The sequence below is a fragment of the Streptomyces sp. ISL-12 genome (genome assembly GCF_018614415.1).
In the GTDB taxonomy this organism is placed as follows: Bacteria; Actinomycetota; Actinomycetes; order Streptomycetales; family Streptomycetaceae; genus Streptomyces.
In genome coordinates this window covers 12,733-25,020 of record NZ_JAGGOO010000056.1, presented here as the reverse complement: position 1 = coordinate 25,020, position 12,288 = coordinate 12,733, and the positions used below count along the sequence as shown (strand labels likewise).

At 72.5% G+C, this 12,288-nt stretch carries 11 protein-coding genes; 4 read left to right on the top strand and 7 right to left on the bottom strand.

The annotated features are described in order from the left end of the window. The 7 genes from J7I94_RS15725 to J7I94_RS15695 all read right to left on the bottom strand — a co-directional run bounded on the left by J7I94_RS15725 (position 1) and on the right by J7I94_RS15695 (position 8,511). The gene (locus tag J7I94_RS15725; RefSeq protein WP_215167719.1) at positions 1-933 is read right to left on the bottom strand and encodes a DUF4429 domain-containing protein; all 933 of its coding nucleotides are present in this window, start codon (positions 931-933) and stop codon (positions 1-3) included. Between the two features lie 46 nt (positions 934-979). Next, positions 980-1,477, bottom strand: coding sequence for a GNAT family N-acetyltransferase (locus J7I94_RS15720; RefSeq protein WP_215167718.1), 498 nt, complete (start codon positions 1,475-1,477; stop codon positions 980-982). A gap of 135 nt (positions 1,478-1,612) precedes the next feature. Beyond that, the gene (locus tag J7I94_RS15715) at positions 1,613-2,656 is read right to left on the bottom strand and encodes an ABC transporter substrate-binding protein (protein WP_215167717.1); all 1,044 of its coding nucleotides are present in this window, start codon (positions 2,654-2,656) and stop codon (positions 1,613-1,615) included. A 125-nt stretch (positions 2,657-2,781) separates the two neighbouring features. After that, a complete protein-coding gene (locus tag J7I94_RS15710; RefSeq protein ID WP_215167716.1) occupies positions 2,782-3,942 on the bottom strand; it encodes an acyl-CoA dehydrogenase family protein in 1,161 nt (386 codons plus the stop codon). A gap of 5 nt (positions 3,943-3,947) precedes the next feature. After that, the gene (locus J7I94_RS15705; protein ID WP_215167715.1) at positions 3,948-4,880 is read right to left on the bottom strand and encodes a hydroxymethylglutaryl-CoA lyase; all 933 of its coding nucleotides are present in this window, start codon (positions 4,878-4,880) and stop codon (positions 3,948-3,950) included. Beyond that, positions 4,877-6,877: a biotin carboxylase N-terminal domain-containing protein gene (locus J7I94_RS15700; protein WP_215167714.1), complete on the bottom strand. Its 2,001-nt coding sequence runs from the start codon at positions 6,875-6,877 to the stop codon at positions 4,877-4,879. Before J7I94_RS15700 ends, J7I94_RS15705 begins: the two co-directional genes overlap by 4 nt. Positions 6,878-6,891: 14 nt before the next feature. Beyond that, positions 6,892-8,511: a carboxyl transferase domain-containing protein gene (locus J7I94_RS15695; protein ID WP_215167713.1), complete on the bottom strand. Its 1,620-nt coding sequence runs from the start codon at positions 8,509-8,511 to the stop codon at positions 6,892-6,894. Positions 8,512-8,593: 82 nt separating this feature from the next. Here J7I94_RS15695 and J7I94_RS15690 point away from each other — a divergent pair, with 82 nt between their 5' ends. The 4 genes from J7I94_RS15690 (at position 8,594) to J7I94_RS15675 (ending at position 12,283) form a co-directional block, all read left to right on the top strand. Next, complete coding sequence (locus tag J7I94_RS15690) at positions 8,594-9,184, top strand: TetR/AcrR family transcriptional regulator (RefSeq protein ID WP_215167712.1); 591 nt, start codon at positions 8,594-8,596, stop codon at positions 9,182-9,184. A gap of 102 nt (positions 9,185-9,286) precedes the next feature. Then, positions 9,287-10,444 carry an acyl-CoA dehydrogenase family protein gene (locus J7I94_RS15685; RefSeq protein WP_215167711.1) on the top strand — a complete coding sequence of 386 codons (1,158 nt, stop codon included), beginning with the start codon at positions 9,287-9,289 and terminating at the stop codon, positions 10,442-10,444. A 10-nt stretch (positions 10,445-10,454) separates the two neighbouring features. Then, positions 10,455-11,327, top strand: a complete 873-nt coding sequence (locus J7I94_RS15680) for an acyl-CoA thioesterase II (protein WP_215167710.1) — start codon at positions 10,455-10,457, stop codon at positions 11,325-11,327. A gap of 5 nt (positions 11,328-11,332) precedes the next feature. Further along, a complete protein-coding gene (locus tag J7I94_RS15675) occupies positions 11,333-12,283 on the top strand; it encodes a cation diffusion facilitator family transporter (RefSeq protein WP_215167709.1) in 951 nt (316 codons plus the stop codon). Positions 12,284-12,288 lie beyond the last annotated feature (5 nt).

Genomic DNA, 12,288 nt, shown 5'->3' with positions numbered 1-12,288 from the left:
TCACATCCGTTTGAGCAGGGCCGCCTTGGCCAGGGCGAACTCGTCGTCGGTCAGGACCCCGTCGCGGTGCAGTTCGCCCAGTTCGCGCAGCCGCCGCAGCAGCGCGTCGTGGTCGTCCTCGACGGGGGCGGCGGCCGCCGCGGCGGTGAGGGCGGCCGCGGCGGCCGCCGCGGCGGTGAGGGCGGGGGTGCCGGGCGCGGCCTCGGCCGGGCGGCCGGAGGGGTGCGGGAGGCCGGAGGGGTGCGGGAGGCGGGCCTGCACGGCCGCGGCGACCAGGGCCATCAGCGGGTCCTTCTTGAACCCCCACAACTCGACGGCGTTCGGGTCGTACTTGGGCGGGGCCTTGGTCGGCGCCCCGCGCACGGTGAACCGCAGGTGCCCGTTGTCCAGGCCGACCGACGGCAGCCACTCGACGGCGGTGATGTCGGCCAGCGGCAGGACGCGGGAGCCGGCGGCGGCCTTGGCGTCCTCCGTCTTCCAGTTCCACTCCAGGCGCACCCGCTCGCCGTCGAAGGCGGCGGTGCCGTCCCCGGCGGAGACGGAGAGGGGGACGGGCGGGCCCGGCAGCAGGTACTCACGGACCGGGTCGGCCGGCACCTCGTCCAGGAGCAGCGCGTTGCGGATCTCGTCGGTGAAGTACTCGGCCACGCCGTAGCGGTCGGCCTCGACGATCAGCTGGTACGGGTCGTGCGGCTCGGTGAGCCGGCCGCCGGTGGCGTGCAGCAGCGGGTCGGCGCCGTCGCGCAGTCTCAGCCGCAGCCGCCCGGCCTTCCTGCCCTGCTCGAAGGAGATCCCCGCCAACGCGCCCAGCGGCACGACGAGTTCGCCCAGTTCCCTGCGGAGCAGGCCGACGCTCCGGTCCCGGCCGGGCGTCAGGCGCAGGGCGTCCCCGTCGAAGGCCCAGGTGCCGTCCTTCTGGATGATTTCCGCCATGCGGGGATTGTCCCCCGGTGCGGTCCCCGCGGGGGAGGGGGCCCGCTCACGCGGCCATCGCGGTCGTCGGCGTCTTCGTGGTCGTCGGCGTCTTCATGGCCGTCGCGGTCGTCGCGTAGAACTCCTCCCGGGTGCGGAAGGCGAGGGGGGCTTTGTGCTCCGTCGCCGCGCCGGCCGCGTCCGGGGCGAGGACGACGCGGCGGACGGCCGGGTCCGCGAAGAGGTGGGTCAGGGCGGCCCTGAGCAGGAGACCGGGTACGGGGTTGTAGGCCGGGGAGGCGAGGAGGTGCAGGCCGATGTCGCCGGGCTCGGACTCGTGCAGCACGGCCGGGTCGTAGGTCTCCATGAGGAAGACGGGCACGCCGCAGCGCAGGCCCAGCAGGGCGTGGTGGCGCTCGTCGGCGGCGATCCGCATGCAGGCGCGCTCGACGTCCACCAGTTTCGCGTCCCGTGCCAGCCAGAAGGCGGCCTGCGGGTGCGTGACCCACCGGTGCACCAGCGCGGCGTCCTTCAGCGGGTCCAGGGGGCGGAAGGTGAAGGTCACGGGAGTCTCCTCCAATCGACGTACTTAGGTAAGGCTAACCTAACTAAAACTCGGGGAAGTGGCAACAGGTGTCCGGAACGCGCCGAGCCGCCACGTCCAGGCAGGACGGGCGGCTCGAACGGGAGAGGGGGCGGGTCAGCTGACCTTCTTGGCCTTCTCGATGGCTTCCGCGAGATTCGTCAGCAGCGGCGTGCACTTGTCGTAGGACAGGATCGGCTCGGGGGAGCGGGAGATGACCTGGCCGGCCTTGACCGCGGGCAGCTTCTTCCAGGTGCCCTCGGTGATGTCGGCCGGCTGGGTCGCCGAGGTGCGGTCGTCCATGACGATGACGTCCGCCGCGTACTTGTCGACGTTCTCCCAGCTCAGCGACTCGTACCAGCCGCCGGTCGCCTTCTTGGCGGCCTCCGAGGGCTCGACGAAGTTCACGCCGAGGGCCTTGAAGTACTCCAGGTCGACCGAGAGGTTGGTGCCGGAGACGTAGAACAGGTCGGGGCTCGCGGAGCCCGCCAGCACCTTGATCTCGGGGCGGGCCTTGGCCGCCGTGCGCAGCCGCTCGGCGGCGGCCTCGAAGTCCTTCTTCGCCTGGACGGTCTTGTCCGCCTTCATGTCGGCGCCCAGCGACTCGGCCAGCTCCCACATCCGCTGGAGCGGCTCGGTGAGCTGCCGGTCGAAGACGGAGACCGCGACGCTCGGGGCCAGTTTGGCGATCTTGTCCTTGGACTCCTCCGGGACCGACCACAGGGTGCCCGCGTCGTCGAACGTCGTGGTGATCAGCACCTCGGGAGCGAGGGCGGCGTACTTCTCGACGTTGAACTTGCCCCAGGCGTTGCCGAGGACGGTCACCTTGCTGACGTCCATGTCGCCGGCCTGGACATCGGCCTTGCCGTCCTTCGTCGTCGTCGGCCCGAAGACGCCCTTGACCTGGACGCCGTAGTCCCAGAGCGCGGCGGCGACGCCGGTGAAGGCGACGATGCTCGTGGGGACCTGGTCCAGCTTCACGGTGGTGCCGCGGTCGTCCTCGAACGACCAGGGGCCGGACGCGGCGGAGGCTTTTCCGTCCGCCGAGCCACCGTTCTCGTCGTCGCTGCCGCAGGCCGTGAGCGCGGCACCGAGGCCGAGGGCGCCGCCGGCCGCGAGGATGCCGCGACGGGTGAAGTGGGTGGCTCTGGCGTTGGACATGCGTGGCTCGTTTCGAACGGGGCGGAGCGTCCGCCGGACAATTCGAAGGTAGGTTAGCCTAACCTCAGATCATTTTGTCCAGGGTTCCGCTCCAGGGTTCCGCTCCAGGTTCCGCGTCCCCGGCCTCAGCTCACCAGGCCCAGCTCCCGCGCGATCAGCATCCGCTGCACCTCGCTGGTCCCCTCGCCGATCTCCAGGATCTTGGAGTCCCGCCACATCCGGGCGACCGGGTACTCGTTCATGAACCCGTACCCGCCGTGGATCTGCGTGGCGTCCCGGGCGTTGTCCACCGCGACGGTCGACGAGTACAGCTTCGCCAGCGCCGCCTCCTTCTTGAACGGCTCGCCCGCCACCAGCCGCGACGCCGCGTCCCGCCAGGCCAGCCGGGCGGTGTGCGCCTTCATCTCCATGTCCGCGATCTTGAACTGGATGGCCTGGTTGGCCCCGATGGGCCGCCCGAAGGCGTGCCGCTCCTTGGCGTACTTGACCGACTCGTCCACACAGCCCTGGGCCAGACCGGTGGCCAGCGCGGCGATCGCGATCCGGCCCTCGTCGAGGATGCGCAGGAACTGGGCGTAGCCCCGGCCCTCCTCGCCCAGCAGGTTGCCGGCCGGCACCCGGACGCCCTCGAAGGACAGCTCCCGGGTGTCGGAGGCGTTCCAGCCGACCTTGGAGTACGGCGGGGCGACGGTGAAGCCGGGGGTGCCCGACGGCACGATGATCGCGGAGATGCGCGGGGAGCCGTCCGGCTTGCGCCCGGTGACCGCCGTGACCGTGACCAGGCCGGTGATGTCGGTGCCGGAGTTGGTGATGAAGCACTTGGTGCCGTTGATCACCCACTCGCCGGACGCCTCGTCCAGCCGGGCCGTCGTCCGGGTCGCCCCCGCGTCCGAGCCGCCGTCCGGCTCGGTCAGCCCGAAGGCGCCGAGGATCTCGCCGGAGCACAGCTTCGGCAGCCAGGTCCGCTTCTGCTCCTCGGTGCCGAACAGGTGGACCGGCATCGCGCCCAGCGAGACACCGGCCTCCAGGGTGATGGCCACCGAGGAGTCCACCCGGGCCAGTTCCTCCAGGGCGATGCCGAGGGCGAGGTAGTCGCCGCCCATCCCGCCGTACTCCTCGGGGAAGGGCAGGCCGAACAGGCCCATCCGGGCCATCTCGCGGACGATCTCGTACGGGAACTCGTGCCGCTCGTAGAAGTCGCCGATCTTGGGGGCCACGACGTCGTGGGCGAACTCCTCGACGGTGCGGCGCAGTTCTTCCAGTTCGGGGGAGAGCCGGTGGTCCATCCTGATCACTGGTCCTTGTGGGAGAGGGCGCGGACGGTGCGGGACGGGCTGGGGCGGTCGAGGTGCGCGGCCATCCATACGCTGGTGGCGACCAGGCGGTCGAGGTCGACGCCGGTGTCGATGCCGAGGCCGCGCAGCATCCACACCAGGTCCTCGGTGGCCAGGTTGCCGGTGGCGGACCTGGCGAACGGGCAGCCGCCGAGGCCGCCGGCGGAGGCGTCGACGGTGGTGACGCCCCGTTGGAGCGCGGCGAGGGTGTTGGCCAGTGCCTGGCCGTAGGTGTCGTGGAAGTGGACGCCGATCGCCTCCACGGGGACGCCCTGGCCGGTCAGCTCGTCCAGCAGGGCGGTGACGTGTCCGGGCGTCGCGACGCCGATGGTGTCGCCGAGGCTCAGCTCGTCGCAGCCGAGGTCCAGCAGGGCCCGGCAGACCCGGACGACCCGCGGGACGGGGACCGCGCCCTCCCAGGGGTCGCCGAAACACATGGACAGATAGCCGCGTACGTGCACGCCGGCGGCCTTGGCGCGGGCCACCACCGGCGCGAACATGGCCAGTGACTCGTCCACCGAGCGGTTGAGGTTGGCCTGGGCGAAGGACTCGGTGGCGCTGGCGAAGACGGCGACCCGGCGGGCGCCGAGGGCGAGGGCCCGGTCCAGGCCGCGTTCGTTGGGGACCAGGACGGGGAGGGCGGCCGGGAGGGCGGAGATCTGCGGGAACAGGGCCTCGGCGTCCGCGAGTTGGGGCACCCACTTCGGGTGCACGAAGCTCGTCGCCTCGATGGTCGTCAGGCCGGTCTCGGCCAGGCGGCGCACGAACTCGGCCTTGACCTCCGTCGGGACGGTCGCCTTCTCGTTCTGGAGGCCGTCGCGGGGGCCGACCTCGTGGATGCGGACCCGGGTGGGCAGACCGGGCGCCGGGACGGTCATGGGGAGCGTCATGGGGCCACCTCCGCGGGGGCGATGACCGCCAGTACCTGGTCCATGGCGACCGTGGTGCCGGGGGAGACGTCGAGTTCGGTGACCGTGCCGGCGTGCGGGGCGGAGATGACGTGCTCCATCTTCATCGCCTCGACCACCAGCAGGCTCTGTCCGGCGGCCACCTCGTCGCCGACGGCGGCCTTCACCACCGTCACCGTCCCCGGCATGGGCGCGGTGAGCGAGTCGGCACCCGCGTGCGCCGCCCGGGTGAGGGAGGCGGCGACCGGGTCGTGGTCCCGTACCTGCCAGGCGTCGCCGTCGCGGCCGAGCCAGTCGCCGGCCCGGTGGAAGGTGTGCCGGGCGCCGTCCAGGGTGACGGTGACGGTGTCGTCGGTGACGGTGTGGGTGCCGCGCGGGGTGTACTCGACGGGGTCGGTCACCCGCAGGTGGAAGGAGGGCGGCTTCGGCTCCCCGCCCAGCCGCCACCCGCTCGGCACCGAGAACGGGTCCGTCCAGCCGTCGCCCTTCGGTGCCAGCGCGTCCAGCCGTACGGCCGCCGCCGCCTCGTACACCTCCTCCGGTACGCCGTCGGGGGTCAGGCCGTCCGCCTCGCGCTCCACCAGCCCGGTGTCCAGCTCGCCCGCCACCACCGCCGGGTGCGCGAGCAGCCGCCGCAGGAACCCGGCGTTGGTCGGCACCCCCAGCGTCACCGTCCCGGCGAGGGCGGCGCGCAGCTTGCGCAGGGCCGTCTCCCGGTCCGGGCCGTACGCGATCACCTTGGCCAGCATCGGGTCGTAGCGGCTGCCGACCTCGGTGCCCTCGCTCAGTCCGGAGTCGGTGCGCACGCCGTCGCCGCGCGGCTCGCGCAGCCGCAGCACCGTGCCGCCGGTCGGCAGGAAGCCCCGCGCGGGGTCCTCGGCGCTCAGCCGGGCCTCCACCGCGTGCCCGGTGAGCCGGACCTCGGCCTGGCCGAAGCCGAGCTTCTCCCCGGCCGCGACCCTCAGCTGCCACTCCACCAGGTCCAGGCCGGTGACGTACTCGGTGACCGGATGCTCCACCTGGAGGCGGGTGTTCATCTCCATGAAGCAGTACGCGGACGGGTCGGCGCCGGGGACGATGAACTCCACCGTGCCCGCGCCCCGGTAGCCGCAGGAACGGGCCGCCCGCACGGCCGCCTCGCCCATCGCGGCGCGCGTCGCCTCGTCGAGGAGCACGCTGGGCGCCTCCTCGACGATCTTCTGGTGCCGGCGCTGGAGGGAGCACTCGCGCTCGCCGAGGTGGACGACGTTGCCGTGGCCGTCGGCCAGCACCTGGATCTCGATGTGCCGGGGCCGGTCGATCCACCGCTCCACCAGCAGCGTGTCGTCCCCGAAGGAGGCGCGGGCCTCGCGGCGGGCCGCGGCGATCTCCTCCTCCAGGACGGCGAGGTCCCGCACCAGCCGCATGCCCTTGCCGCCGCCGCCCGCCGACGGCTTGAGCAGCACGGGTGCGCCGAGCGCGCGGGCGGCCTCGGCGAGGCCGGGGTCGCGTCCGTCGGGGCCGTGTCCGCCGGGGCCGTGTCCGCCGGGGGCGGGGCCTCCGGGGCCGGTGTCGCGTTCGCCGGGGTCCGGGTCCCGTCCGCCCGGGACCACCGGGACGCCGGCCGCCGCCACCGTCTCCTTGGCCCGGATCTTGTCGCCCATCAGGGCGATCGCGTCGGCGGGCGGCCCGATGAAGACCAGCCCCGCCGCCGTGCAGGCCCGGGCGAAACCGGCGTTCTCCGCCAGGAAGCCGTACCCCGGGTGGACGGCCTGCGCGCCCGTCCGCTCGGCGGCCTCCAGCAGCCGCTCGGCGGACAGATAGCTCTCCGCCGCCGGCGCCGGGCCGATCCGTACGGCCTCGTCGGCCTCCCGGACGTGCCGGGCGCCCGCGTCCGCGTCGGAGAAGACGGCCACCGAGCGCACGCCCAGCGCGCGCAGCGTGCGGATCACGCGGACGGCGATCTCGCCCCGGTTGGCCACGAGTACGGTGTCGAACATCGTCGCTCTCCCCCTCACATCCGGAAGACGCCGAACCGGGGTTCACCCAGCGGCGCCTGGGCACACGCGGTCAGGGCCAGCCCCAGCACCTGCCGGGTCTCCAGCGGGTCGATGACCCCGTCGTCCCACAGCCGGGCGGTGGCGTAGTAGGCGTTGCCCTGCCGCTCGTACTGCGCGCGCACCGGCGCCTTGAACGCCTCTTCCTCCTCGGCCGGCCACTCCTCGCCGCGCGCCTGGAGCTGGTCCCGCTTGACGGTCGCCAGCACGGAGGCGGCCTGCTCGCCGCCCATCACGGAGATCTTGGCGCCGGGCCACATCCACAGGAACCGGGGCGAGTAGGCCCGGCCGCACATCGAGTAGTTCCCGGCGCCGTACGACCCGCCGATCACCACCGTCAGCTTCGGCACCCGCGTGCACGCCACCGCCGTGACCATCTTGGCGCCGTGCTTGGCGATGCCCCCGGCCTCGTAGTCCTTGCCGACCATGAACCCCGAGATGTTCTGCAGGAACACCAGCGGGATGCCGCGCTGGTCGCACAGTTCGACGAAGTGGGCGCCCTTCTGGGCGGACTCGGAGAACAGGATGCCGTTGTTGGCGACGATGCCGACCGGATGGCCGTGGACGTGGGCGAACCCGGTCACCAGGGTCTGCCCGAACTCGGCCTTGAACTCCGCGAACCGTGAGCCGTCCACCACCCGCGCGATGACCTCGCGTACGTCGTAGGGCGTGCGCGAGTCGGCCGGGACGACGCCGTACAGCCCGTACGGGTCCACTTTCGGCTCCGCCACCGGGCGCACCTCCCAGGGCGGCGCCCCGCGCGCCGGCAGCGTGTCCACGATGGTCCGCACGATGCGCAGGGCGTGCGCGTCGTCCTCCGCGAGGTGGTCGGCGACGCCCGACACCCGCGCGTGCACCTCGCCGCCGCCCAGTTCCTCCGCCGTCACCACCTCACCGGTGGCCGCCTTCACCAGCGGCGGACCGCCCAGGAAGATCGTGCCCTGGCCGCGCACGATGACCGCCTCGTCGCTCATCGCCGGGACGTACGCCCCGCCCGCCGTGCAGGACCCGAGGACGGCGGCGATCTGCGGGATGCCCGCGCCGGACATCCGGGCCTGGTTGTAGAAGATCCGCCCGAAGTGGTCCCGGTCCGGGAAGACCTCGTCCTGCATCGGCAGGAAGGCGCCGCCCGAGTCCACCAGGTACAGACACGGCAGCCGGTTCTCCAGGGCCACCTCCTGGGCGCGCAGGTGCTTCTTCACGGTCATCGGGTAGTACGTGCCGCCCTTGACCGTGGCGTCGTTGGCGACGATCACGCACTCCCGGCCGCTGACCCGGCCGATCCCGGCGATCACCCCGGCGGCCGGGGCCTGTCCGTCGTACATCCCCTCCGCCGCCAGCGGCGCCAGCTCCAGGAACGGGGAGCCTGGGTCGAGGAGCCGGTCCACGCGCTCGCGCGGGAGCAGCTTGCCGCGGGCGGTGTGCCGGGCGCGGGCCTTCTCGCCGCCGCCCAGACGGGCCGCCGCCAGTCTGCTCCGCAGCTCCTCGACGAGGGCGCGCTGTGCCGCGTCGTTGGCCTGGAACACCTCCGACGCGGGGTCGGCCGCGGTGGTGAGCTCCGGCGCCTCGTCGTGCATCTCGCACCCCCTTGGTTAATGACCGTTAACGCGTATGTTCCACAGGTTAACGAGCGCTAACCTCGCTGTCTAGAATTGATTCATGGCCACGAGAACCGACGCCCCGACGCGACGCGAGCAGATCCTCAAGGAGGCCGCGCGGCTCTTCGCCGAGCGCGGGTTCCACGGGGTGGGCGTGGACGAGATAGGGGCGGCGGTCGGCATCAGCGGGCCGGGTCTGTACCGGCACTTCGCCGGCAAGGACGCGATGCTCGCCGAGCTGCTGGTAGGCATCAGCGGTCAGCTCCTGACGGGTGCGAAGCGGCGGCTGGCCGAGGCCGGTGACGGCGCCCCGGAGGCGGTCCTCGACTCGCTCATCGAGGGCCACATCGACTTCGCGCTCGACGACCGCCCGCTCATCACCCTGCACGACCGCGAGCTGGACCGCCTCCGGGACAGCGACCGCAAGCTGGTGCGGCAGTTGCAGCGGCAGTACGTGGAGCTGTGGGTGGGGGTGGTGCGGGAGGTGTACCCGTCCCTCGCGGAGCCCGCCGCGCGGGCGGCGGTGCACGCGGTGTTCGGCCTGCTGAACTCGACGCCCCACCTGGGGAGGCCCTCGCGGGCGGCGACGGCGGGGCTGCTGCACCGGATGGCGCGGGGGGCGTTCGCCGCGGCGGGGGGCGCCTGCGCGTGACCCGCGTTACTAGGCGCCCGCTCTGGACTCCTGTCCCTACCCGCCGGTACCGTTGGATCTGAGCAAGCGCTTAGATATACGTACCCGTGGAGGTGGGCGCCCGTGCGCCGTACGGTGTTCAACGAGGATCACGAGGCGTTCCGGGAGACCCTGCGCGCCTTCATCGAGGCCGAGGTCGTGCCGGAGTACGACAAGTGGTTCACCGAGGGCATCGTGCCCCGCGAGTTCTACTACAAGCTCGCCGAGCTGGGCCTGTTCGGCATCAACGTGCCGGAGGAGTTCGGCGGCGCCGGGCTGGAGAGCCACAAGTTCGAGGCGGTCCAGTACGAGGAGACCGCCCGCGCCGGCGTCACCTTCGGCGGCTCCGGCGTGCACGTCCTGCTCGCCCTGCCGTACATCAAGATGCTCGCCACCGAGGAGCAGAAGAAGCGGTTCCTGCCCAAGTTCGTCTCCGCCGAGGAGATGTGGGCGATAGCGATGACCGAGCCGGGCACCGGCTCCGACCTCGCGGGCATGAAGTCCACCGCCAAGCTGAGCGAGGACGGCACGCACTACGTCCTCAACGGCGCCAAGACCTTCATCACCGGCGGCGTCCACGCCGACCGCGTCATCGTCTGCGCCCGCACCGCCGCGCCCACGGCGGAGGACCGCCGGTTCGGCATCTCCCTGTTCGCCGTCGACACCAAGTCCGAGGGCTACTCGGTCGGCCGCAAGCTGGACAAGCTCGGCCTGAAGACCTCCGACACCGCCGAGCTGGCCTTCGTCGACGTCAAGGTGCCGGTGGAAGACCTCCTCGGCGAGGAGAACAAGGGCTTCTACTACCTCGGCGCCAACCTGCCCTCCGAGCGCTGGGGCATCGCCTACGGCGCGTACGCGCAGGCCAAGGCGGCGGTGCGGTTCGCCAAGGAGTACGTCCAGGACCGGACCGTCTTCGGCAAGACCGTCGCGTCCTTCCAGAACACCAAGTTCGAACTGGCCGCCTGCCAGGCCGAGGTGGACGCCGCCGAGGCGGTCGCCGACCGCGCCCTGGAGGCCCTGGACGCCGGTGAGCTGACCGCCGCCGAGGCCGCCAGCGCCAAGCTGTTCTGCACCGAGGTCGCCCACCGTGTCATCGACCGCTGCCTCCAGCTGCACGGCGGCTACGGCTACATGAACGAGTACCCGATCGCCCGCCTGTACGCCGACAACCGCGTCAACCGCATCTACGGCGGCACCAGCGAGGTCATGAAGATGATCATCGCGAAGAACATGGGCCTGTGACCCGCACGGCATGAGCGAGGCACTGGACAACCTGCTCGATCTGCTCGACCTGGAGCGGATCGAGCAGGACATCTTCCGCGGCCGGTCCCGGTCCGCCGTCGTCCCCCGGGTCTTCGGCGGGCAGGTGGCCGCCCAGGCGATGGTCGCCGCCGGGCGCACGGTCCCCGCCGACCGGCCCGCGCACTCCCTGCACGCGTACTTCCTGCGCCCCGGCGACCCGGACGCCCCCATCGTCTACGAGGTCGACCGGCTCCGCGACGGCCGCTCCTTCACCACCCGCCGCGTCGTCGCCGTCCAGCACGGCAAGCCGATCTTCACCCTGTCGGCGTCCTTCCAGACGTACGAGGACGGCCTCGACCACCAGGCGCCGATGCCGCCCGCCCCGGACCCGGCGACGCTGCCCACCCACGCCGACCGGCTGCGCTCCTACCCCCACCTGCCCGCCGAGACCGTCGAACGGTTCCTGGAGGCCCGCGCCGCCGTCGACCTGCGGTACGTCGACGACCCGCCCTACGGCGACTACGGCACCCCGCGCGAACCGCACTCGCAGGTCTGGTTCCGCACCGACGGCAAACTGGCCGACGACCCCCTCCTGCACGTCGTCCTCGCCACCTACGTCTCCGACATGACCCTGCTCGACTCCGTGCTCCTCGCGCACGGCCGGGGCGGCTGGGCCGTCGGTGACGTCGTCGGCGCCTCCCTGGACCACGCCATGTGGTTCCACCGCCCGTTCCGCGCCGACGAATGGCTGCTCTACGACCAGCAGTCGCCGTCGGCCTCCGGCGGCCGGGGCCTGGGCCAGGCCCGGATCCACACCCAGGACGGGCACCTCGCGCTGACGGTCATCCAGGAAGGCGTGATCCGCGTCCCTCGGGAACACTGAGAGGCATGGCGCGACCGGAACGGGACGAGACCACGGGCGGCGGCGAGAGCACCTTCACGGTGATCGTCGCCGCCCTCGCCAATCTGGGCATCGCCCTCGCCAAGGCGGTGGCCGGCGTGATCAGCGGCTCCAGCGCGATGCTGTCGGAGGCCGCGCACTCGCTCGCCGACACCGTCACCGAGGTGCTGCTGCTGACCTCCCTGAAACGCAGCGTCCGCCCCGCCGACGAGGACCACCCCCTCGGCCACGGCCCCGAACGCTACATCTGGGCCCTGCTCGCCGCCGTCGCCACCTTCGTCGGCGGCGCCGTCTTCTCCTTCTACGACGGCCTGCACACCCTCACCCACGGCGAGGAACCCGGCGACCCGCTCATCGCGTACATCGTCCTGGCCCTCGCCTTCCTGCTGGAGGGCTACTCCCTGCGCACCGGCCTCCGGCAGGCCCGCGGCGCGGCCGCCCGCGCCCGGGTGCCGTTCGGGCGCTATCTGCGCCGCACCCCCGACACCGCCGTGAAGGCCGTCGTCATGGAGGACTCCGCCGCCCTGATCGGTCTCGTCCTCGCCGCCGGGGGACTGCTCGGCGGACAGCTCACCGGCTCCGGCGTCTTCGACGGCGTCGCGTCCCTGTGCATCGGCGCCCTGCTGCTCTACGTCGCCTGGGTGCTCGGCCGCTCCAACGCGGAGTTCCTCATCGGCCGCCCGCTGCCCCCGGCCGTGCGGGAACGCATCCGGGCCGAACTGCTGGCCGAGGACGACATCGAGGCCGTCCTGGAACTGACCACCCTCGTCCAGGGCCCCCGGGAGGCCCTGGTCGCCGCCAAGGTCGACTTCCGGGACGGGGCGACCGCCGACCGGATCGAGTGGACCTGCGAACGGGCCGAGCGGCGGCTGCGGGCCGAGCTGCCGATGGTGCGCCGGGTCTATCTGGACCCGACGCCCGGCGCACGCAAGCCCTAGGAAAG

Bases quoted from the DNA above. Each gene is read 5' to 3' on its own strand.
- J7I94_RS15725 (WP_215167719.1), bottom strand. From the start codon at position 933: ATGGCGGAAATCATCCAGAAGGACGGCACCTGGGCCTTCGACGGGGAC.
- J7I94_RS15715 (WP_215167717.1), bottom strand. From the start codon at position 2,656: ATGTCCAACGCCAGAGCCACCCACTTCACCCGTCGCGGCATCCTCGCG.
- J7I94_RS15710 (WP_215167716.1), bottom strand. From the start codon at position 3,942: ATGGACCACCGGCTCTCCCCCGAACTGGAAGAACTGCGCCGCACCGTC.
- J7I94_RS15705 (WP_215167715.1), bottom strand. From the start codon at position 4,880: ATGACGCTCCCCATGACCGTCCCGGCGCCCGGTCTGCCCACCCGGGTC.
- J7I94_RS15700 (WP_215167714.1), bottom strand. From the start codon at position 6,877: ATGTTCGACACCGTACTCGTGGCCAACCGGGGCGAGATCGCCGTCCGC.
- J7I94_RS15695 (WP_215167713.1), bottom strand. From the start codon at position 8,511: ATGCACGACGAGGCGCCGGAGCTCACCACCGCGGCCGACCCCGCGTCG.
- J7I94_RS15690 (WP_215167712.1), top strand. From the start codon at position 8,594: ATGGCCACGAGAACCGACGCCCCGACGCGACGCGAGCAGATCCTCAAG.
- J7I94_RS15680 (WP_215167710.1), top strand. From the start codon at position 10,455: ATGAGCGAGGCACTGGACAACCTGCTCGATCTGCTCGACCTGGAGCGG.
- J7I94_RS15675 (WP_215167709.1), top strand. From the start codon at position 11,333: ATGGCGCGACCGGAACGGGACGAGACCACGGGCGGCGGCGAGAGCACC.